Below are 21,397 nucleotides of genomic sequence, written 5' to 3'. Positions count from 1 at the left end.
TGCAAACCGACGACAGCGCCCAGCGCGGCACCACCGTGGTCACCCAGGCCGTGGACGTGATGCGCGACCTGGCCCAGCACATGCAACAGGCCGGTGAAGGCATCGAGGCGTTGAATGCCCAGTCCCAAGTGATCGGCAGCATCGTCAAGACCATCAGCGGCATTGCCGAGCAAACCAACCTGCTGGCGCTCAACGCCGCCATCGAAGCGGCGCGTGCCGGTGAGCAGGGGCGTGGCTTTGCGGTGGTGGCCGATGAAGTAAGGCAATTGGCGTCACGTACCAGCAAAGCCACCGAGGAAATTGTTGGTGTGGTGCGCCAGAACCAGGACATGGCCCGCGACGCGGTGGCCTTGATGGCCGACGGTCGTGCGCAAGCCGAGCAGGGCCTGGCCCTGGCGGCCGAGGCGGGTACCGTGATCGTCGAGATTCAGGACGGTGCGCAGAAGGTTGTGAGTGCGGTCGGGCAGTTTGCCAATCAGCTGTCGAGCTAAAGAGAACGTTCGGACGCCAAACCCGCTTTTGAATACAACAGAGCCCAATTGTGGGAGCTGGCTTGCCTGCGATGGCCATAGGTATCTACACAACTTCGGCACGACGCTAAATCTGTGGCGAGGGAGCTTGCTCCCGTGACGGCCTGGCAGCCGACACAGATATAACTGATGCCCCGCGATCCAATGTGGGAGCTGGCTTGCCTGCGAAGACGGCCTGACAGTCAACACAGTTGGACCGTGTAGATATCCATTCCTGCGGTAACGGCCACTTAGGGTTCCGCCCTGACGGCGGCTCACTTTCGAAAAGCCGGAATGCCGGCCCAGACAAAAGTAAGCAAAGCGCTCTTGCCCCACCACTCGGCACCTCGCTTAGGCTCGGTGTGCCCGTAATCCGCCAGTGATTTGGGGGGCCGCCGCCACGCGCCATCCATGGCGCGGGGCGGCTAAACCGGCATCCCTGCCGGTTTCCCCCCCAAATCCCTGTCGAATTCCGGCCAGCGTGGTTTAACGGGGCGCCTAAGATCAAGATCAAGAGCGGCTCGCTTCGCATCGTGGTTACCGTTGAGCTAACAGAGTTATGTAGATACCTATGCTGCGATGGCATCACCTCGGTGTATCTGATGTACCGAGGTGTCTGCATCGCAGGCAAGCCAGCTCCCACAGTTTGAACGTATTCCAACCCGGCACTCAGCGTCCGAGCATTTTCACCCAGCGCGATGGCGGCATGCCGTAGGTGCTGCGAAATTGGCGGGTCATGTGGCTTTGGTCGGTGAAGCCTGCGGTCATGGCCGCATTCACCAGCGATTGGCCCTGGGCCAACAAGTGGCGCACCAGGTCCAGCCGGCGCATGGTCAGGTAGCGGTAGGGGCTGGTGCCGAACAACAGACGAAAATCCCGCGATAACGCCCAGCGGTCGCGGCCGGCGTGGTCGGCTATTTCATCCAGGGTAATGCTGTGGCCCAAGGCGCTATGGATAAATTCACGGGCGCGTTCGGCCGCCACGTAGTCGAAGGATTTACGGCGAATGAGTGCCCCGGACGCAGCGCTCAGCGCGTGGGCCAGGTCGAACATTGCGTCTTGCTCTTGCATCGGGTCTATCGGGCAATCCAGGCTTTGTAGCAACACTTCGCTGGCGCGGTGCAGCCGTGGGTCGGTGGACAAGCCGCCGGGGATAAACGGCAACGGCTGCCCACCGAGGATCTGCTGGATCAGCGCCGGCTCCACATAGATCATCCGGTACTTGAAGCCTTCATCGCTGCCGGCACGGCCGTCATGGGTTTCATCGGGGTGGATCACCATGGTGGTGCCGGGCAGGCTGTGGGTTGTGCCGCCGCGATAATGAAAACTCTGTACGCCGAACAACGTGCGCCCGATGGCGTACGTGTCATGGCGATGAGGGTCGAAGGCGAAGCCGGCAAAGTACGCCTCGATACGGTCAAGGCCACTGGCGTGGGGCGCGCGGTGCAGCCAGTCGAGGGAGTGGATGGGGTTGCCCATGGTGACTTGTCACAAAAGGAAGTGGAAACACGTTAACTGAGTCTGCACCGGTTGTCTGCTGGGGTCTTGTACGATTGTGCAGGTGTTGGGCGAGGCCTATGATCCCTGTTCGTATACTGCGCTGGTGGTGCTCCTCATGGATGTTTTCAACCCTGCCTATGTGGCGCCGCTGGTCTCGCTCGCGCTGCTGTGGACGGTCGCCGTGGTGACCCCCGGTCCCAACTTCTTCAATACGGCGCAGTTGGCCGCCAGCTGTTCGCGGCGTCACGGTGTGGTGGCGTCGGCGGGCGTGGCGACCGGCACGATTATCTGGGGGTTGGCTGGTGGCTTGGGCATCAAGTCGCTGTTTACCGCCGCGCCCATGTTGTACCTGGCGTTCAAGATCATCGGCGGCTGCTACCTGATCTATCTTGGGCTGAGGCTGTTCAAACGCTCGGCGCCGAGCACGGGGCAGACGGTGTTGCCCGATGAGCCGCGACGGTCACTATTTTCCGCATGGCGTTTCGGTTTACTGGGCAACTTGTCCAACCCCAAGGCAGCTCTGTTCGTCGCCACGGCCTTTGCCTCGACGATGCCACCGTCACCCTCGCCGGCGCTGTTGACGCTGGCGGTCATCACCATGGCTACCTTGTCGTTCAGTTGGTATTGCAGCGTCGCCCTGGTGTTTTCCAGCGAGCACATGGCCAACCTCTACAGCCGTTCGCGCAAATGGCTCGACCGCTTTGCTGGTAGTTGCTACCTGTTGTTCGGTGCACATCTGGTAGCGAATCGCTGACCGCCCGTGGTAAGAAGCCTTACTTTCAATAGTGAGGTCGGGTCATGAGCAAGGTGCGGGTAGGGATTATTTTTGGGGGCCGTTCGGCTGAGCATGAAGTCTCGCTGCAATCGGCGCGCAACATCGTCGACGCCCTCGACCGCTCGCGCTTTGAGCCCGTGCTGATCGGTATCGACAAGGCCGGTCACTGGCACCTTAATGACACCTCGAACTTCCTGCTCAACCAGGAAAACCCGGCGCTCATCGCCCTCAACCAGTCCAACCGTGAATTGGCCGTGGTGCCCGGCAAGGCCAGCCAGCAAGTGGTGGAAACCTCCGGGCAGGGCGTGCTGGAACACATCGACGTGATCTTCCCGATTGTTCACGGCACCCTCGGTGAAGACGGTTGCCTGCAAGGCTTGCTGCGTATGGCGGACTTGCCCTTCGTCGGTTCCGACGTACTCGGCTCGGCGGTGTGCATGGACAAAGACATCAGCAAGCGCTTGTTGCGCGACGCGGGTATTGCGGTCACGCCGTTCATCACCCTTACGCGAGCTAATGCGGCGCGCACCTCTTTTGAAACGGCCGCTGGCAAGCTCGGTGTGCCGATGTTCGTCAAGCCCGCCAACCAGGGTTCGTCGGTGGGGGTAAGCAAAGTCGGCAGCGAAGCCGAGTACCGCGCTGCCGTTGAACTGGCGTTGGGGTTTGATGAGAAGGTGCTGGTGGAGTCCGCCGTCCAGGGCCGTGAGATCGAATGCGCCGTGCTGGGCAATGACGAGCCCATCGCCAGCGGTTGTGGCGAGATCGTGGTGAGCAGTGGTTTCTATTCCTACGACAGCAAATACATCGATGGCCAGGCTGCTCAGGTGGTGGTGCCGGCGGCGATCAGTCACGAAGCCAGCGAACGGATTCGCAGCCTGGCCATTGAGGCGTTTGAAGCGTTGGGCTGCGCCGGGTTGGCGCGGGTGGATGTGTTCCTGACGCAGGACGGCGAAGTGCTGATCAACGAGATCAACTCACTGCCCGGTTTTACCCGCATCAGCATGTACCCCAAGCTGTGGCAGGCGGCAGGCATGAGCTACAGCGAACTTGTCAGCCGGTTGATCGAGCTGGCGCTGGAGCGGCATGCGGGGCGCAAAGGGTTGAAGATCAGCCGCTGATTTTTGCGGGTACTCGGCTCAAAGGCTGGTCACCCACTGTGGCGAGGGAGCTTGCTCCCGTTGGGGGGCGAAGCGTCCCTAGCCCCAACCACCTCAGTCGCCCAACGCCTCACCTTCACGCCGAGGATCAGCGCCACCACTGAGCGTCACCTTGCCCTGGGCATCCCGTGTGCGCACGATGGCCTGCACGCCGCTGGTCATCTCGATCTCGCTCAGGGCGTGGCCCTTGTCCTTGAGCACCTGTTTCAGCGCCGGGCTGAACAGCCCCGTTTCCAACTCGGTAGCACCATTGCGACTGCCGAAGTTAGGCAGGCTGATTGCCGCCTGCGGGTCGAGCTTCCAGTCGAGCATGGCCACCAGGGATTTACTCACGTACTCGATGATCTGCGAGCCGCCGGGGGAGCCGACGGTAGCCAGCAGTTCGCCTGTCTTGCGGTCGAACACCAGGGTCGGCGCCATGGCCGAGCGTGGGCGTTTACCCGGTTGTACGCGGTTGGCCACAGGCTGGCCGTTTTCTGCGGGGATGAACGAGAAGTCGGTCATCTGGTTGTTGAGCAAAAAGCCCTGGACCATCACGTGAGAGCCGAATGCTGCTTCAACCGTGGTGGTCATCGACACGGCGCCGCCCTGGTCGTCCACCGCCACCACCTGTGAGGTGGAGATGCGCAGCGGCGAGCGGTCTGGTGCGTACGCCACCTGAATACCGGCGGGTTGGCCGGGCTTGGCGATGCCCATGCTGCGCTCGCCGATCAGCGTGGCGCGTTGTGCCAGGTAACCTGGCGCGACAAGACCGGTAACCGGGACGGGGGTGAAGTCTGCATCGGCCACGTACAGCGCGCGGTCGGCAAAGGCCAGGCGCCCGGCTTCGGCGAGCAGGTGCACGGCCTCGGGTGTCGGCTCAAGCCCGGCCGGCGAAACACTCTTGACCGGTGTCATGGGGGCGATGGCCAGGCGCGGGTCGCGGGTTTCCAGCGCCTGCAATGTCCCCAGGATCTGCGCCACGGCAATCCCGCCCGAGGACGGCGGTGGCATGCCGCAGACCTTCCATTGTTTGTAGTCGGTGCACAGCGGTGCGCGCTGCTTGGCGGTGTAGCCCTTGAGGTCGGCCTGGGACAGGCTGCCGGCATTGCGATGGCCCTGTACCTTGCGTGCGATTTCATCGGCAATCGGGCCTTGGTACAGCGCATCCGGCCCTTCCTTGGCGATGCGCTTGAACACCGCGGCCAGTGCCGGGTTTTTCAATCGTGTACCGGTTGCTTTTGGCGAGCCGTCGGCATTCAGGAAGTACGCCGCCATGTCGGATGATTGCGCGATAAAGCGGTCAGCGGCGATCAAGCTGTGCAAGCGTGGGGAAATGGCAAAGCCTTGCTCCGACAGGCGAATCGCCGGCTCGAACAGCTTGGCCCATTGCAGGTGGCCGCTCTTTTTGTGCGCCATCTCCAAGGCGCGCAGTACGCCCGGCGTGCCCACCGAGCGCCCGCCAATCTGCGCATCCGTGAACGCCATCGGCGTATCGTCGGCCTTCAGGAACAGACGCTCTGTCGCCCCGGCCGGTGCTGTTTCGCGGCCGTCATAAGCCTGCACCTGTTGTCCATCCCATAGCATGATGAACGCACCGCCGCCGATGCCGGACGACTGCGGTTCCACCAGAGTCAATACCGCTTGCATGGCAATCGCCGCATCAATGGCTGAACCGCCTTGACGCAGCATTTCACGCCCGGCTTCAGCGGCCAGTGGGTTGGCGGCGGCGGCCATATGGCGCTCGGCGTGGCGGGTGCTCAGGTCGGTGCGATAGCCCGAGCCCAGCTCTGGCGCCGCAGGCTGTTCGTTGACGGGCGTGTGGCAGGCTGCGAGGGCCAGGGTTGCGGCGATGACTGTCAGGCTGCGGCGGGAAATCAAAAACACGCGCTGAACTCCGTTCATGTTGAGAGGGGGCTGTGGTCCTTGGGCTACTGCGTTTTTTTTACAGGTAAATCGTGCCTTGCATGTACAGCACGGCCTTGCTGGAAATAATCACCCGGTCACCCTGGAGTTCACAGCGCAACTGGCCCTTACGCTGGCCGCCTTGTTCGGCGCTCAATTGCGACTTGCCCAGGCGCTCGGCCCAGAACGGTGCCAGCGAGGTGTGCGCCGAGCCGGTAACCGGGTCTTCATTGACGCCCACATTCGGGCCGAACCAGCGCGAGACAAAATCAAACCGCGTGCTCTTGGCGGTAACCGCAATGCCGCGTTTAGGCAGGCCTTTGAGTCGCGCAAAGTCCGGTGCCAGGGCCGCTACCTGCGCTTCATCCTCCACCAGAACTATATAGTCGTCGGTGCCAAACACTTCGGCGGTTTCAAGCCCCAGGGCACTCAACATGCCGTGGGGCGGCTCGCAGCGTTCAGGTTTCTTTGCCGGAAAATCCATCGCTAGCTCATCGCCGTTGCGCGTTACCCGCAACTCGCCGCTACGGGTGGCAAAGCGCAGAACCTGCGGGGCGTCCGCCAACTTGTGGATCAATACCCACGCGGCGGCCAACGTGGCATGGCCGCACAGGTCCACCTCAACTTCCGGCGTGAGCCAGCGCAACTCATAGAACTCGCCACGGGGTACAAAGAATGCGGTTTCCGAAAGATTATTCTCGGCCGCAATCTGCTGCAGTTGCTCGTCGGGCAGCCACTCGGTGAGCGGGCACACTGCTGCCGGGTTGCCGCCGAAGGGATGGTGGCTGAAAGCGTCGACTTGGTAGATGTCCAGTTGCATCGGGGCACTCCGTGTTCAGGGGAGGCTGGACACTAACAGTGGGGTAGGGGGGCGTCAAAATACAGTTAGGGAGTTTTTTGCGCGCATAAAAAAACGGCCTACCTTTCGGTAAGCCGTTTTTAGTACTTGGTGGCTACACAGGGACTTGAACCCCGGACCCCAGCATTATGAATGCTATGCTCTAACCAACTGAGCTATGTAGCCAAGTGGCGCGCATTATTCGCTTGGAACGGCAATGCGTCAAGCGTTTTTGTAGAATTTTTTTCTACGCTTTCAACTGTTTAAGCCAAAGCACTGGTTTTGGCGACGGGCGGTGACGAATGCGCTGTCGATGAGGGGAGTGGAAGCGCTTGGCGTCTTCGAAGGTTTACTCGCAGGCCATGTCCGACAGTGTTGGGCAGATATCCCTGTCGCCCAACACTAGACTGGCTAACTCAACTTACCGATGCAGTGGGGGGTGGGTGACGCGCTTGAGCTGTTCGCGGGCCCGTGACAAGCGCGAGCGCACGGTGCCGATAGGAATGTCCAGTACGTCGGCGGTGTCCTGGTAACTGCCGTCGGTTTCCAGCGAGGCGTAAAGTGTTCTGCGCATCTCGGTCGGCAAGTGGTCAATCGCACTCAGGGTATTTTCCAAGCGCCGGTTGACTTCGAACTCCCAGTCCAGGCTGTGGTTTTCTTCATGGCCATGCCACAGCGACTCGTCGAATTCGCAATGCGCAGGCTTGGCATACAGGCGTCGGAAGTGATTGCGGATCAGGTTCTGCGCGATGCCGCACATCCAGGTACTGAGTGTCGCGGTACCACTGAAACGTTCGCGATTGCGCCAGGCCTCCAGGTAAGTCAATTGCAAAAGATCATCCGCGTCTTCCGGGTTCAGGACCCGTTTGTGAATGAAACGGCGAAGTTTTTTCTGTTGATCGTCTGTCAGATGGAGCATGAATTGAGGCGAACTGCCACCAAGGTGAACGAGGGCTTCAATAGGGATATTCATGATTTTTCCTTAAGGTAGACGCAGTCGAAATAGTTTCGGCGGCTACCTCTTTTGCACTGCCTGTGCCAAAGGAGAATCATCATGTAACTATCTGATTTATATAAATAAATACGTTATGGTTGCGGTGGTTTTGTGCAGTAATTTGCAAAAGGCACCAGGGACCTGTGCGGGTTTTTTCATCTTGTTGGATGAGTGAGTTTCAGTGGAACCATCTGGGCGGGCCTGACCACATATGGACACTCTCTTCCTGTACTGGCCTGCCCATGAAAGTCGAATCTACCAACGAAGTGCCAATGACCCCGCGGGTGGAACTCCCCACCGCTAGCCCGGCCGCCAAACCTGAGCTAGGCCAAGGTGTCGATGATCTTTCTCTGCACTTCAGTCAGGAGGTGGAATCCAGCAGTCGTACGTTGGATAAGCGTGTAATTGACGTGCGTGTGCCTCCTGTCCAGGTGCTCGCGCAGCTCTATGAGCAGTTGGGGCATCCGGCCCAGGAAAGCTTTGCCGCGGTAGTACGTCGAATCAGGCAGAAATTACTCACGCAACCCAGCACCGATACATTGCTGGGGCTCACTGGCGGTGATCCGGCACGCACCTTCGTAGTACTCAAGGCGGTGTGCGGGCAGGCCGAGGCCGACGTGCGCAACTCCGAAGCCGACCTGGCGCGGGATGCAATTGCCAAGCTGGAGATCCGCTTCAAAGGGGAGATCCAGGCGGGCCTGAATATTGCCATGGCCTTGCATAAGAAGAGTGGCGATCCAGAAGAGCTCCAGGCGCTGCGCGCGCTCTATTACGCCAGTGTGGTGACACGGCAATCCCTGGCGACCATGATGCACGCGCTGCTCGGCATCTACAGTGACGACCGTTTTGCACATGGGTTGAAAATGATGTCCAGCGCCCTGACGGCCGACATTGCCGCCCATGTGTCCTCCGTCCCTACGGCAATGTTGCGCACCTTGCTGACAGGACTGGGCAAATGCGGCGCATTGAGCGGGGTGTTATGCAGCTGTCGTGAGCTGATTCAGAACCTTGCGATCGAAATGCATGCGGTGAGCCTGCTGCGACGCATGCTGGGTTATGCAGACACCGGCATCGTGACAAATGAAGTCATGCGCCTGGCTGAAGAAATGGGGGCCAGCACATCAAAACTCGTGTCTCTCAATGCGCTTTATAAGCTGTTTCAAAAGTTGCCCGAGGCCTTGTGGCCGGATAGCAAATCACGCCAAGAGGCGCTGCACAATTTTCTGCTGGTGATGGACGAACTTGCCCGCCTCGAAGGCATACGCCCTGGTTTTCCTAATTCGACTATCCTGGCGTGAGCGTGCTGTCCACCCTCAACGGTGTACTGCTCAAGGTGGCGCAGCGTGCCGAGGTCTTGGGCGCGGTGGTGATCATGGCCATTGTGTTCATTTTCATCGTGCCGCTGCCTACCTGGCTGGTGGACATTCTGATTGCGCTGAATATCTGTATTGCCTGCCTGTTGATCATGCTGGCGCTTTACTTGCCCGGGCCTTTGGCGTTCTCTTCCTTCCCGTCGATTTTGTTGCTGACCACCATGTTCCGCCTGGCGTTGTCGATCGCAACGACGCGCTTGATCCTGCTCGAACAGGACGCCGGCGATATCGTTGAGGCCTTCGGCAATTTCGTAGTGGGCGGCAACCTGGCTGTTGGGATGGTGATCTTTCTGATCCTGACCCTGGTCAACTTTCTGGTGATCACCAAAGGCTCTGAACGGGTTGCCGAAGTGGCGGCGCGCTTCAGCCTGGACGCAATGCCGGGCAAGCAGATGTCCATCGACAGTGACTTGCGTGCCGGCTTGATTGACGGCGTGCAAGCGCGGGACAAGCGTGAACAGTTGTCCCGCGAGAGTCAGTTGTTCGGGGCCATGGATGGTGCCATGAAATTCGTCAAGGGGGATGCCATCGCGGGGTTGATCATCGTTGTGGTCAACCTGTTGGGCGGCTTCTCCACAGGTATGTTCCAGCACGGCTTGAGCGCCGCCGATTCAATGGCGCTGTATTCGGTGCTGACGATTGGCGATGGTCTGATTGCGCAGATTCCGGCGCTGTTGATCTCTCTCACCGCCGGCATGATCATTACCCGCGTGGCACCGGAAGGGCGCAAGGGCATCACGAACATGGGCGCCGAGATCGCACGCCAGATGACCAGTGAGCCCAAGAGCTGGATGATCGCCTCGGTGGCCATGCTGGTGTTTGCGATCGTGCCTGGTATGCCGACCCTGGTGTTTATTCTGCTGGCGATGATGACCGGCGCCTTGGGTTATTACCTCGACCGTCGGCGCCGACGTGAAGCGCAGCCAGAAGCCGAAGCCGTCGAAGCCGTGCGGCCTGAAGAAAATGGCAAAGAGGATCTGCGCGGGTTTGATCCGTCCCGGCCTTATCTGCTGCAGTTTCCCTCGGCTTTGCGCGGCACGCCTGAGGTGACCGATCTTATTCACGGAATCCGTCAGGTACGAAATTCCCTGGTTGCCAATATTGGCCTGACATTGCCGCCGTTTGAGGTCGAGATCGATGACTCGCTGGACGATGATGAAATGCGCTTCTGCGTCCATGAGGTACCCATGGTCAAGGCGTCGGTGGTCCAGCACGTTGCCGTGGAGCGCAGCGCCCTGACGGTTGAGCCTGAGCATGGCGTACCGGGATTGGCCGAGCGCAATGAACAGGATTGGCTCTGGCTGCCACCCGACGACCCACTGCTCAATGATGCGCAGTTGGAGCGCTTCACCGCGACGAGCCTGATCGTCGACCGCATGAAGAAGGCGATGATGCTCAGCGGGCCGCAATTCCTGGGGATTCAGGAGAGCAAGTCGATCCTCAGTTGGCTTGAGAACAATCAACCCGAACTGGTGCAGGAACTGCAACGCATCATGCCAATTTCGCGCTTTTCGGCGGTGCTGCAACGCCTGGCCAGCGAAGGGGTTCCGCTGCGCGCCGTGAGGTTGATTGTCGAATCGCTGATCGAATACGGCCAGCACGAACGCGAGCCGGAAGCACTGGCTGACTATGCGCGCATTGCCCTCAAGTCGCAGATCTACCACCAGTACAGCGAGGCCGATGGGCTGCATGCCTGGCTGTTGTCACCGCATACCGAAAATATCCTGCGCGAGGCACTGCGCCAGACCCAGACCGGGGTGTTCTTTGCACTCGACGGCGATAATAGCGCTGCGCTGGTCAACCTGCTCAACCAGGCCTTCAGCGCACGGGCAAAAATAAAAAGTGTGTTGTTGGTGGCGCAGGATTTGCGCAGCCCCTTGCGAACCTTGTTGCTTGAAGAGTTCAACCATGTGCCGGTGTTGTCTTTCGCCGAGCTGGGGAGCACTTCCAAGGTCAAGGTGCTGGGGCGTTTTGACCTTGGCCAGGATGAGTTGATGCACGGGACATTGGCATGAACACAGCGCTACTTGCAGAGTACGGGGGGACGTACTGATGTTCGAACTCCGAGTCTTGGATGGTTTGCATCAAGGGGCTGCGCTGCCCCTGTTTGGTGAGCAGTGGAGCCTTGGCGCCAACGCGGACGCTGATCTCTTGCTGGATGATCCCGGTATCGCCGAGCACCACGCGCGCCTGCTATTGCTCGAAGGGCGCTGGTCGGTGCAGGCTGAAGCGGGGCTGCTGAAAAACGGCGATGGGCAAATGTTGGCGCAGATCGGCGATCTGGCACTCAACACGCCGTTTATGATTGGCCCCGTCAGTTTGTGTGTCTGCCCTGCCGATCATCCTTGGCGGCAGGCATCGGTGCTCAAGCCGCCCCGGCCGGCAACGGAGCCCTTGCCCCAGGCGCCATTGCCGCTGACGCTGTCTTCCATTCCCTTGTTGCAGCAAAAACGCTTGGTCAGCCTGGTTCTGCTATGCGCCGTGATCATCGCTGCGGTCGGCATTATCTTCAGCGGTGAGCGTGAGGCCCAGGCATCGCTGATGCCGGCGGTCATTCAGAAACCCGGGTTGGACTCACCCGCTGAGGTGCGTCAGCAACTCATGAAGATGCTCAACGAGCGTGAATTGCTCCAGCGCGTCAGCTTGCAGATCGTCAATGGTCAGATTGCCCTCAATGGTGTTGTTTCCCAGGATGAAGTGGAACTGATTGCGCGCATGCTCGACCGTTTTGCCGAGCAATTCGACACTGTGGTGCCGGTGATCAGTCGCGTACGGGTACGCGAAGGCAAGTTACCGTTCAAGATCTCGCAGATAGTGGGTGGCCCGAATGGCCACGTGGTGCTGGAGGAAGGAAGCCGCTTATTCGTGGGTGATGAAGTGGATGGCCTGCGCCTGGTTTTGATCGATAACAGCAAAGTGGTTTTTGACGGCGAGCAACGTTATGAGGTGGGCTGGTGAAGGGGTCGCTGCAGGAGCGTCTGGAGGCCTGGCAACTGAACCAGTCACAGGCATTGAGCAGTTTCGCACCGGTGACAATGCTCGGTCGTATCCAGCGCGTGAACGGCATGCTGCTGCAGTGCCGGTTGCCGCAGGCCCGTATTGGTGACCTATGCAAAGTCGAAAAAGGGCCGGGCGACTACATGCTCGCCGAGATCATCGGGTTCGATCAGCGCGATGCGGTGCTCAGTGCCCTGGGCAACCTTGAAGGCGTGCGTGTAGGCGCCAGCGTCGAGCGGTTGGGGGTTCCGCATCAGGTCCGGGTCGGTGATGAGTTGTTGGGGCAGGTGCTGGATGGTTTTGGCCGCCCGATTGCGGGCGATGGTGTGAGCGCGTTCGTGGAAGCGGACACCCCTGGGGCGACCACAGTGTTATGCGAGGCGCCTCTTCCTACCGAACGGCCGCGGATCAACCGCGCACTGGCTACGGGGGTGCGCTCGATTGATGGCCTGATGACCCTGGGGGAGGGCCAGCGTGTCGGGCTGTTTGCCGGAGCCGGTTGTGGCAAGACCACCTTGTTGGCCGAAATCGCCCGTAACGTGGAGTGCGATGTGATCGTATTCGGTCTCATCGGGGAGCGGGGCCGGGAACTGCGCGAGTTTCTCGATCATGAACTGGATGAGCAGTTGCGTGCCAAGGCCGTGTTGGTGTGTGCAACCTCCGACCGCTCAAGCATGGAGCGCGCGCGTGCCGCGTTCACGGCAACTGCGCTGGCCGAAGGTTTCCGGCGCAAGGGCCAGCGGGTGCTGTTGCTGATTGACTCTCTGACCCGTTTTGCCAGGGCCCAACGTGAAATCGGCCTGGCTGCCGGTGAACCCTTGGGGCGCGGTGGTCTGCCGCCGTCGGTCTACAGTTTGCTGCCACGTCTGGTGGAGCGTGCCGGCTTGACCCGTGAAGGCGTGATCACGGCCATCTATACAGTGTTGATCGAACAGGACTCCATGAACGATCCGGTAGCGGATGAGGTGCGCTCTCTGCTCGACGGTCATATCGTCCTGTCGCGCAAGCTGGCCGAGCGCGGCCATTACCCGGCGGTCGATGTCCTGGCCAGCCTTTCACGGATTCTAAGCAATGTTGCCGAGCCCGTGCATATCCGTGCCGGTACGGCGCTACGACGCTTGCTGTCGGCTTACCAGCAGATCGAGCTGATGCTCAAATTGGGGGAATATCAGCCCGGCAACGATGCACTCACCGACCTGGCAGTTGACAGTCGGCAGGCGGTAGATGGCTTTCTGCGCCAGGACTTGCGCGAACCTTCGCCGCTTGCCGCCACCATGGATCAATTGGCTGAGCTGACCGCCCATGTCCCATTCTGAAGTGTTACCGGGTGAAATCGATACCCTGCAACGTTTGCGCCGACACCGTGCAGACCGCGCCGAGCGTGCGCTGCGTGAGGCAAAACGGGCGCAGCAAGCGCTGGTCGCGCATATCCGGGAGGCGCAGGAAATCCTCGAGCAAACCCGCCTGGAAGAGGCCCGGCAATGCGCGCAGCTGTTGAGTCAGCACCAGGGGCAGGTGGTGACGTTCAAGGCGCTGAAAAACTGGAGTGCCAAGGAGCGGCAATTATCGGCGGGTACCCGGCGTGAAGAAGGCCAATTGGTGCAACTCCAAGAGCAGCAGCAAGAGCGGGCTGCACAGGTCGGCCAGGCGCAGAAACATGTCACCTTGTGCTTGCGCCAGGTAGAAAAAATACAAGAGTTATCTGAGTTACTGAGGCAGGAGCCGATATGAAACAGGTTTCAGTTAATCCGCCTGAACGTCAGCGTCCGCGCGAGTCTCGCGATGATCGTGCACCTGAATTCGGTGCCCTGGTGCCTTGGGAGCAAGGGCGATTGTTCGCCCGGTTGTTTGACGATGGGGGCCAGGACAGCGGGGGATACGGAGCGTCTCTGAACGGAATCAAAGCCTCGGGCGATGTCGCCATGATCGGGGCACTGACCGAGCAGTTGGCGCCGCGAATGCTCGTTGGTTCGCAATGGCCGTTGATGGCTGTTTTTCACCTGGGCCGCCTGGGGCGGATCAACGCCAGTATCCGCCGGGAGCAGGGGGGCTGGAATGTCGAGCTGCACGCAGAGCAAGACAATACGGTGCACTGGCTCAGTGGTGTACGCCAACAATGTGAGCAACGGTTGGCGCAGAGCCTGCGCCAGCCTGTCAGTTTGTATCTGGCAAAATCGACGTAGGCATGATGCTGCCACCTTTGATACTTCCCAGATTCAAAACCGATATTGCGGTTGCCCGGCAGCGGTTGGGGCAAGGGTTGTGTATGCCGTTCGAGGTCGCTGGGTCGAGTGGCGAGTTGAGAATGGAGCCGGGTACTGCTCCTGTGGGCATCCAGCCGCTCTGCTTCGAAACCGCCTGTGGCGTCTTGGCCTTCAGTGAGCCAGGACCACAGTTCAGCTTGATGGGTGAATGCCCCGTGACGCTCGAGCCGGCCGGGAATGATCCGGACGCCTGGTTCTGGGAGTTGTTCCAGCATCATCTGAGCCCTCAGGTGCAGGCGTTGTTTGGGTACCTGCGTTTGCTGCCAGGCGCTCGCCCCATGAACTTTGGTTGTCGACTCTGCGTGACGCTTGGGGCCTCTCGCGTGGCGGGCTATCTGTGGCTGTCTGTCGAGAGCTTTCTGGCGCTATGCAAGGCGGGGCCGTGGCGATCCAGGGCTGAGCCGATGCCGGCGCAGTTTCGGCTGGCGGTTGACGTAACGCTTGGGCACCTGCGGTTGTCCATGCACCAGCTGCGCGGCTTGCGGGCTGGAGACGTGCTGGTGCTTGAGCGAGCCTTTTTCAGTGCGTCGGGAGCCGGCCACGTGCAGGTTGGCAAACAGCGCCTGGTGGGCTGGATCGACGCTGAATCCGGGCCGATGCGCCTGACCCTTACTTCTATCGAGGATATGTTTGTGGATGAGGATTTTGCAACACAGCCCTACTCAGAGCACGAGGATGAAACAGCGGTGATGGATGTGTTCGGGCATGAACCATTCGACGAGCTCAGTATGGCGCTCAATGTACGGTGCGGTACGTTGAACCTGACCCTCGGCGAATTGCGCAACCTTGCGCCCGGCGCGGTGTTGGGGGTCGCCGGCTATGCTCCCGGCACTGCCGGTCTCTACTACGGCGACCGCCCCCTCGGCCTGGGCCAGTTGGTTGAAGTGGACGGGCGGCTGGGGCTGCAGATGTCTCGCGTGATCTTTTCTCGATGAATAGTTTCCAGGGAATAGATCCGGTCGTCCTGGCAATATTTCTTGGGGCATTGTCGTTGATGCCCATGCTGCTGGTCGTCTGCACGGCGTTCCTGAAGATCGTGATTGTGCTGATGATTACCCGCAATGCCATCGGTGTGCAGCAGGTGCCTCCGGGCATGGCCATCAATGGTATTGCCCTGGCGGCAACCCTGTTCATCATGGCGCCTGTAGGCTATGAGATGGCGGAGATCGTCAAGGTGTCGCCCCTGGACCTGACCAGCGTAGGCGCACTCCAACAGACGGGAGTGGAGGCGATCAAACCATTGCGCACCTTCATGCTGCGCAACAGTGACCCGGATATTCTTACCCACCTGTTGGAAAATGCCATGCGCATGTGGCCGGCGCAGATGGCGCAGGAGGTCCAACGTGAGGACCTGATCCTGCTGGCGCCGGCCTTTGTGCTGTCACAGTTGCAGGCGGGGTTCGAAATCGGCTTTCTGATCTATATCCCTTTCATCGTGATTGACCTGATTGTTTCCAATCTCCTCTTGGCGTTGGGTATGCAAATGGTCTCGCCCATGACCATTTCCCTGCCGCTCAAATTGCTCTTGTTCGTGATGGTCTCCGGGTGGTCGCGGTTGCTCGACAGCCTGTTCTTTTCCTATCTCTGAGTGACCTATGGAACCCATCGTACTGTTCAAGCAGGGCATGTTGCTGGTAGTCATGCTGACGGCGCCGCCGCTGATCGTGGCGGTGGTGGTGGGGGTCATGACCTCCCTGGTGCAGGCACTGATGCAGGTCCAGGACCAGACGTTGCCCTTCGGTATCAAGCTGGTGGCAGTGGGGATCACCCTGATCATGACCGGTCGCTGGATCGGTGTGGAGTTGATCCAGTTGATGAACTTGACCTTTGACATGATCGGTCGATCGGCCCTGCACTGAGGTCTGCCTGTGCTGTTATATCTTGAATATTTGCCCACCCTGCTGGTCGCCATGGCACGTATCTACCCCTGCGCTTTCCTCGTGGCGGCATTCTGTTTTCAACATATACGCGGCATGCTGCGGCATACCATTGTGGTGGTCATGGCACTGCTGCCTGCACCTGCCATTCATGTCATGCTGGAGGGCCAGGAACACTCGGCGCTGATGCTCGCAGGGCTGGTCCTCAAAGAGTTGGCCCTGGGGTTATTGCTGGGCGTGTTGCTGTCGATGCCGTTCTGGCTGTTCGAGTCGGTCGGGGCGTTGCTGGATAACCAGCGGGGCGCTTTGGCCGGTGGTCAGCTCAACCCCTCGCTTGGGCCAGACGCGACGCCGGCCGGGCATCTATTCAAGCAATTGGCGATTTTTTTGCTGATGGCCAGTATGGGCCTCGGGGCGTTGACGCAGGTGATCTGGGACAGCTATCTGCTCTGGCCACCGACGGTTTGGTTTCCACTGCCCGCTGCCGATGGGTTCGATGTATTTGTCGGCCTGCTTGGCGATACCTTCACGCACATGATGCTCTACGCTGCCCCCTTTATTGCAGTGCTGCTGTTGCTGGAGTTCGGCATCGCGCTGCTGGGGGTCTACAGTCAGCAATTGCAAGTGAGTACGCTGGCGCCGCCCCTCAAGAGCCTGGCGGGTATCGGTGTGCTGTTGTTGTATTTTGCGTTGCTGCAGGACCTGATCGTCGGGCGCATGGGCTTGCTTAAAGACCTCAAGCACTCCCTGGGCGTGTTCTTCAAGGTCTCGCTGTCATGAGTGATTCGGGGGAAAAGAAGCACCCCGCATCAGCCAAGAAGCTGCGTGATCAGCGTAAGAAAGGCCAAGTCGCCCAAAGCCAGGATGTGGGTAAGCTACTGGTGCTGACAGCCATCAGCGAAATCGCCTTGTTCACCGCCGAGAGCAGCCTGCAACGTTTCCAGCAGTTGATGCTGCTGCCGATCACGCGTCTGTCCTTGCCTTTCCCGCAGGCGCTGGAAGAAGTGATGGTCGAAGGTTTGATGTTGTTTTTCTCCTTCGCCCTGTTGATGGCCGCGGTGGCGATTATCACGAAGCTGGTCAGCAGTTGGATGCAGTTCGGGATTCTGTTCGCGCCGGACGCCTTGAAGCTCGACTTCAATCGTCTCAACCCGCTCAGCCAACTCAAGCAAATGTTTTCTGCCCAGTCGGTAATGAACCTGTTGATGAGCATCGTCAAGGCCACACTGCTGGGCCTGATCCTGTACGTGGTGATCTGGCCTTCCCTGGGGGCTTTGATCAATATGGCCACCAGCGATCTGCAAAGCTACCTCCTGGGATTGATCGCCCTGTTCCGCTATCTGCTGCATGCCTGTCTCGGGTTATTGCTGGTGCTGGCGCTTATCGACCTGGCGATGCAGAAATACTTCTTTGCCAAGCGCATGCGCATGACCCAGGTCGAGGTCATGAAAGAGTACAAGGACATGGAGGGCGATCCCCACGTGAAGGGGCAGCGCCGCGCCCTGGCGCAGCAATTGGCCCAGGAGGAGCCGAAGGTCAAGCTGCCCAAGCTGGAGGAGTCCGATATGCTGGTGGTCAACCCGACGCACTTTGCCGTGGCCTTGTATTACCGCCCCGGCAAAACGCCGCTGCCCCTGCTGGTGAGCAAAGGGACTGATGATGACGCCCGTGCGTTGATCGCTCGCGCCAAAGCGGCTGATGTACCGGTGATCCAGTGCGTGTGGCTGGCCCGTACGCTGTATACGAACAAGCTGGGGGCGACAATTCCTCGTGAAACCCTGCAGGCCGTGGCATTGATCTACCGCACCCTGCGCGAGCTTGATGATGAGGCCAAGCGTGAAACCCTGGAATTGCCGGAGCTTGATCTGCGTTGATCAGCGCCGGGTACGCGCATCCAGGGTTTCAAGGTTGGCCAACGACAACATTCGGCTGAGGAGCCTGTCGAGCAGGTTGGGCTGTGGGGGCAGTGCATGCCAGATCACCAGCGCGTCCTGTGCGTCAATGTAGATAAAGCAGCCATCGAATGCCACGGCCTGCTCGAAGCGCCGCTCCAGCGCGTTCTGCAATTGTGAAGCTTGCAGCGCCTCGCGAGCCACGTGCAGGGCCAGACCCTGACGGGTTCCGGCTTGCATGTTGCTGGCTGTTACCCCCGGGCCAAGCGTCAGGTGGGCGGCAGAGCCGCCCACCAGGCTGTCGAGGAAGACCTGGCGTTCATCGGCCGGGGTTCCCTGGGCGCTCATCGTTCCAGCGACACCGTCTGATAGTCCGGACGTTCTCCGGCAGGGCCGGGTTCTACGCGCGTTTGTGAGGGCCACCAAATCACCAGCTTGTCCTTGGACGATTGCGGACGTGAGCAGGAGGCGCCCTTGCAGGTGGGCGTACAACCGGCGACGAGCAGCGCCGCGCCGATCAGGGTGACGTACAGCGAGCGATGTTTCATGGCTTGGCCTTTTGAGTTGGAGTGATCAGGGAGGGACGGGGCACGCTGATGTGTTCATCCTTGACCACCGGGCGCATGGCGATAAACACTTCTGCTTCCTCGCCCGGCTTGAGCCAGGCGCGGGGCCAGACACTCACGGCCAGGGTTTGCGAAGTACTGCATTCCTTTTCGTCGATGCGCACATTGCGATTGAACTGGTTGCGCAGCACCACCACGGCTACGTTGTACTGCGGGCCGGCGTACCACTGGCTGCGCTCGGTGTTCAGCGCCAGCAAGTTGCGGGTACTGCACAAGGTGTTCAGCCCCAGGGGCATCGGCGCTACCTTGAAGGCTTTGGGCACTTGCCCGGTGACCAGGTGCGCCAGGGTACTGATAATGTCGCTGCGCTTGATCACTGGCTGGTGAGGGTCATAGCGCCTGGCCAGGGGGGTGAGAGCGGCTTGCAATTCGACCTGGTCTGCCTGGGGCAGGTAGCGTGACGGGTCGGTCTGGTCGCCGATAACGCGGGGCGTGAGGATGAATAGACGTTCGCGCCGATTGTTCTGTCGTTCAGTCGAGGAAAACAACGCCTTGCCCAACAGCGGAATATCCCCCAGCAGGGGTGCTTTGCTGTGCTTGTCGGTGCTTTCGGTGACGTGGAAACCACCGACCACGAGCGAACGTTTTTCGGCCATGATGGCTTGGGTGCTGACTTTGCCTCGGCGTACATCGAAGCTGCCGGGAGTAGGGTTGGCCTCTTCGAAGTTACCGTCCTCGATATCGACCAACAGCTGAATCTGATGGCCACCACGGCTCGTGATGACGCGGGGCACGACCTGGAAGCTGGTACCCACGGTGATCGGTAAAATCGTAGCGTTCTGCCGACCGCGAGTCAGGTATTGGGTCCGGTTGAAATCAATGACCGCTGGCTGGTTTTCCAGTGTCAGGACTGACGGATTGGACACCATGGTTGCCAGGCCCTTGGCTTCCAGCGCGCGTATCTCCGCGTCGAAACGACCGCGGTTTTCAATTGTCAGTTGAGCGTTGCCGGAAATCATGTTGGCTGCGCCACTGAAGCGACTGTTCTGAAAGCCCCATCTCACCCCGAATTCGCGCAGTTGCGTGCGCTCGATGTCGAGGATGATGGCATCGATTTCCACCAGTTTGCGTGCCACGTCGAGCTGGGTGATCAGTTCGCGATACATTGCCTGCCGTTCCGGCACGTCATAAATCAGGATGGCGTTATTGCGCAAGTCGGCTTCGACGCGGATACGGGCAGGGCTGAGGGGGCCCCGCCGGGTGATTGACATGCCCGTATCGGTCGAGTCGTTCAACCCGGTTGTCGCCGTGGAGCCGAGCATTTGCCCCAGCAACGGGTTGCTCAAGCGTGGCACCACCGGAGTGATGAACGGCGGCTGGGTGATGGAGCGTTGAGACTGCGCCGAAGACGTTGAGGGTGAGCGCGGTTCCAGGAGCCCTCTTAGCATGGTGGCTACACCGGGGATGATGATTTTTTCGTTGCGGTATTCCATTTGGCGATCCGCCGCGCTGGCGAATTTCAGTGGATAGCTCAGCACGCTCTGTTTTTCATCCATAGAACGGCGCTGGCTGCTGAAGCGCTTGATCTGTTCGATATAAACCTTCGGGCCGGAGACCAGCACAACACCGTCTTCCGGCAACTCGCCCCAGCCGAAACGACTGTCGAGCAAGCCTATATCGGTCAGCGCTTGTTTGAGGTCCGCGATGGTCTCGGAGGAGACTTCCAGGCGCGCGGATTCTTGCTGGTCCAGGGTGCTGATATAGAGGGTGTTGTTATACATATACCATTGGAAACGGTGTTCGACCCCCAACCGGTCGAGCAATGATTGCGGCGTATTTGCGCGTATCTTGCCGTTGACGTTACCTTCGAGCAGGCCCTCGACCTGGAGCTGAGTACCAAATGTCTGGGCAAAATCCTCCAGCACTTCGCGCACTGGCTTGTGCTGGGCTTCATAAGCGTAGGCCGTGTTCTTCCACTCAGGAGGTATTGCGGCCAGCGCGCTATCCAGTGGTAGCAGCCACCCGGGCAGCATAATGAGCCAACACCAGGCGGCCCGGGGAGTAAAAGCAGGTACGTGAGGGCGCAAGCGTTTGTGCTTGTCGTTTTTATCAGGCATGGGAAAGTCTCTGGTTAGTACGGTGTCGAGCGCAGCGACGTGGATATGAATGTGCGTACAGGCCGCGCCTGGCGCGCGACGACGGCGCGCCAGGTGTCGCGTTGGTTGAGGAGGGACTCGAGGCACTTCGCCAGCGCTTCGCCGTGCCCCCTCTCCACGCATTGAATAAGCCAAAGCGCACCGGTGGTCGGCGCCAATGCAACTGCACCTTGAAAATAGCTCAGGCTAGGGCCTCCCAAGCGCATCCAAGTGCGCAACTGGGCTTTGTGGTCACCCGCCTGGGTCAACTGGACCTTTACCAGCAGTCTGTTCGAAACGCGTTGAAAGATGATTTCGTCGTCGCTCTCAAACAAGGTGAGCTGCTCTTCGTGGCCGTTCAGCCAACCGGCAAGGAGTGCTTGCAACTTATTGCACGCCATCCAGCGCTGTTTTGAGCAGTGTATGTCTGGAGCGCGTGTGTTCGTTGAACGCGATGACAGAGAGCTTCTGTTGTTTCATGAGGTTGCTGAAGTAATCGATATCTGCATCGAGCGCTTCCGGATCTTTATAGGCCGTATTCACCCGCTTGATATCAGCCTGAACTTGCCTCAATAGATGGTTTTTCAGGTTTCCGTGAAAGTCCATGATTTTTGCTCCAGATGTGTCTGAACTGTG

Annotated in this window: 23 protein-coding genes and 1 tRNA gene; 14 read left to right on the top strand and 10 right to left on the bottom strand. The window is 59.7% G+C overall.

All coding sequences use genetic code 11. From position 1 onward, the window contains the following. Positions 1–59: 59 nt before the first annotated feature. The gene (locus tag JJD66_RS28375; RefSeq protein ID WP_370712620.1) at positions 60–491 is read left to right on the top strand and encodes a methyl-accepting chemotaxis protein; all 432 of its coding nucleotides are present in this window, start codon (positions 60–62) and stop codon (positions 489–491) included. Positions 492–1,178: 687 nt separating this feature from the next. Here JJD66_RS28375 and JJD66_RS04680 read toward each other — a convergent pair. Continuing rightward, positions 1,179–1,988, bottom strand: a complete 810-nt coding sequence (locus JJD66_RS04680; RefSeq protein ID WP_200647663.1) for an AraC family transcriptional regulator — start codon at positions 1,986–1,988, stop codon at positions 1,179–1,181. Between the two features lie 136 nt (positions 1,989–2,124). On the opposite strand from JJD66_RS04680, the gene JJD66_RS04675 reads away from it, so the two are divergent. Both JJD66_RS04675 and ddlA read left to right on the top strand, forming a co-directional pair. Next, positions 2,125–2,763 (top strand): LysE family translocator, encoded by a 639-nt coding sequence (locus JJD66_RS04675; protein WP_200647662.1) that lies wholly within the window; start codon positions 2,125–2,127, stop codon positions 2,761–2,763. Between the two features lie 44 nt (positions 2,764–2,807). Further along, complete coding sequence (ddlA, locus tag JJD66_RS04670) at positions 2,808–3,902, top strand: D-alanine--D-alanine ligase (RefSeq protein ID WP_200647661.1); 1,095 nt, start codon at positions 2,808–2,810, stop codon at positions 3,900–3,902. 93 nt (positions 3,903–3,995) lie between these two features. Here the strand turns inward: ddlA and ggt are convergent, their stop codons facing one another. The 4 genes from ggt to JJD66_RS04650 all read right to left on the bottom strand — a co-directional run bounded on the left by ggt (position 3,996) and on the right by JJD66_RS04650 (position 7,636). Then, the gene (gene ggt, locus JJD66_RS04665; protein ID WP_200647660.1) at positions 3,996–5,825 is read right to left on the bottom strand and encodes a gamma-glutamyltransferase; all 1,830 of its coding nucleotides are present in this window, start codon (positions 5,823–5,825) and stop codon (positions 3,996–3,998) included. A 40-nt stretch (positions 5,826–5,865) separates the two neighbouring features. Further along, a complete protein-coding gene (locus JJD66_RS04660; protein WP_200647659.1) occupies positions 5,866–6,645 on the bottom strand; it encodes a PhzF family phenazine biosynthesis protein in 780 nt (259 codons plus the stop codon). Positions 6,646–6,772: 127 nt separating this feature from the next. Next, positions 6,773–6,849: transfer RNA gene (locus tag JJD66_RS04655), tRNA-Met, on the bottom strand. A 235-nt stretch (positions 6,850–7,084) separates the two neighbouring features. Further along, a complete protein-coding gene (locus tag JJD66_RS04650; RefSeq protein WP_054897146.1) occupies positions 7,085–7,636 on the bottom strand; it encodes an RNA polymerase sigma factor in 552 nt (183 codons plus the stop codon). A gap of 263 nt (positions 7,637–7,899) precedes the next feature. Between JJD66_RS04650 and JJD66_RS04645 the strand changes: the two genes are divergently transcribed. From JJD66_RS04645 to sctU, 11 genes are read left to right on the top strand one after another with little or no spacing between them, the layout of a single operon-like run. Next, entirely contained in the window at positions 7,900–8,955 is a 1,056-nt protein-coding gene (locus tag JJD66_RS04645) for a TyeA family type III secretion system gatekeeper subunit (RefSeq protein ID WP_200647658.1), read from the top strand. Beyond that, complete coding sequence (sctV, locus tag JJD66_RS04640) at positions 8,952–11,045, top strand: type III secretion system export apparatus subunit SctV (protein ID WP_054921797.1); 2,094 nt, start codon at positions 8,952–8,954, stop codon at positions 11,043–11,045. Before JJD66_RS04645 ends, sctV begins: the two co-directional genes overlap by 4 nt. A gap of 37 nt (positions 11,046–11,082) precedes the next feature. Beyond that, positions 11,083–11,988, top strand: coding sequence for an FHA domain-containing protein (locus JJD66_RS04635; protein WP_105225656.1), 906 nt, complete (start codon positions 11,083–11,085; stop codon positions 11,986–11,988). Next, entirely contained in the window at positions 11,985–13,343 is a 1,359-nt protein-coding gene (locus tag JJD66_RS04630) for a FliI/YscN family ATPase (protein WP_034128102.1), read from the top strand. The genes JJD66_RS04635 and JJD66_RS04630 overlap by 4 nt, the downstream gene beginning before the upstream one ends. Then, positions 13,330–13,758 (top strand): type III secretion system stalk subunit SctO, encoded by a 429-nt coding sequence (gene sctO, locus JJD66_RS04625; protein WP_200647657.1) that lies wholly within the window; start codon positions 13,330–13,332, stop codon positions 13,756–13,758. Before JJD66_RS04630 ends, sctO begins: the two co-directional genes overlap by 14 nt. Then, positions 13,755–14,210 (top strand): type III secretion system HrpP C-terminal domain-containing protein, encoded by a 456-nt coding sequence (locus JJD66_RS04620; protein WP_105225658.1) that lies wholly within the window; start codon positions 13,755–13,757, stop codon positions 14,208–14,210. The genes sctO and JJD66_RS04620 overlap by 4 nt, the downstream gene beginning before the upstream one ends. A 2-nt stretch (positions 14,211–14,212) precedes the next feature. Further along, a complete protein-coding gene (locus tag JJD66_RS04615; protein ID WP_200647656.1) occupies positions 14,213–15,226 on the top strand; it encodes a FliM/FliN family flagellar motor switch protein in 1,014 nt (337 codons plus the stop codon). Further along, on the top strand, positions 15,223–15,879 hold the full coding sequence (sctR, locus tag JJD66_RS04610; RefSeq protein ID WP_200647655.1) for a type III secretion system export apparatus subunit SctR: 657 nt from the start codon (positions 15,223–15,225) through the stop codon (positions 15,877–15,879). The genes JJD66_RS04615 and sctR overlap by 4 nt, the downstream gene beginning before the upstream one ends. Positions 15,880–15,886: 7 nt before the next feature. Next, the gene (gene sctS / locus JJD66_RS04605; RefSeq protein WP_034128097.1) at positions 15,887–16,150 is read left to right on the top strand and encodes a type III secretion system export apparatus subunit SctS; all 264 of its coding nucleotides are present in this window, start codon (positions 15,887–15,889) and stop codon (positions 16,148–16,150) included. Positions 16,151–16,159: 9 nt separating this feature from the next. Further along, on the top strand, positions 16,160–16,948 hold the full coding sequence (sctT, locus tag JJD66_RS04600; protein WP_073523870.1) for a type III secretion system export apparatus subunit SctT: 789 nt from the start codon (positions 16,160–16,162) through the stop codon (positions 16,946–16,948). Then, positions 16,945–18,042 (top strand): type III secretion system export apparatus subunit SctU, encoded by a 1,098-nt coding sequence (gene sctU / locus JJD66_RS04595; RefSeq protein ID WP_034128095.1) that lies wholly within the window; start codon positions 16,945–16,947, stop codon positions 18,040–18,042. Before sctT ends, sctU begins: the two co-directional genes overlap by 4 nt. On the opposite strand, the gene JJD66_RS04590 is transcribed toward sctU, so the two are convergent. From JJD66_RS04590 to JJD66_RS04570, 5 genes are read right to left on the bottom strand one after another with little or no spacing between them, the layout of a single operon-like run. After that, positions 18,043–18,408, bottom strand: a complete 366-nt coding sequence (locus JJD66_RS04590; RefSeq protein ID WP_034128094.1) for a hypothetical protein — start codon at positions 18,406–18,408, stop codon at positions 18,043–18,045. Beyond that, complete coding sequence (gene hrpT, locus JJD66_RS04585; protein ID WP_200647654.1) at positions 18,405–18,608, bottom strand: HrpT family type III secretion system protein; 204 nt, start codon at positions 18,606–18,608, stop codon at positions 18,405–18,407. Before hrpT ends, JJD66_RS04590 begins: the two co-directional genes overlap by 4 nt. Then, the gene (gene sctC / locus JJD66_RS04580) at positions 18,605–20,743 is read right to left on the bottom strand and encodes a type III secretion system outer membrane ring subunit SctC (RefSeq protein ID WP_200647653.1); all 2,139 of its coding nucleotides are present in this window, start codon (positions 20,741–20,743) and stop codon (positions 18,605–18,607) included. The genes hrpT and sctC overlap by 4 nt, the downstream gene beginning before the upstream one ends. A 14-nt stretch (positions 20,744–20,757) precedes the next feature. After that, a complete protein-coding gene (locus JJD66_RS04575) occupies positions 20,758–21,147 on the bottom strand; it encodes a type III secretion system chaperone (protein ID WP_105225664.1) in 390 nt (129 codons plus the stop codon). Position 21,148: 1 nt separating this feature from the next. Continuing rightward, a complete protein-coding gene (locus tag JJD66_RS04570; RefSeq protein ID WP_034128090.1) occupies positions 21,149–21,367 on the bottom strand; it encodes a hypothetical protein in 219 nt (72 codons plus the stop codon). Between the last annotated feature and the right edge of the window lie 30 nt (positions 21,368–21,397).

The organism is Pseudomonas sp. MF6751 (assembly GCF_016613265.1).
In the GTDB taxonomy this organism is placed as follows: Bacteria; Pseudomonadota; Gammaproteobacteria; order Pseudomonadales; family Pseudomonadaceae; genus Aquipseudomonas; species Aquipseudomonas fluorescens_BV.
Note: the sequence above shows the minus strand (reverse complement) of the source record. Positions and strands in the feature narration are given on the sequence as shown.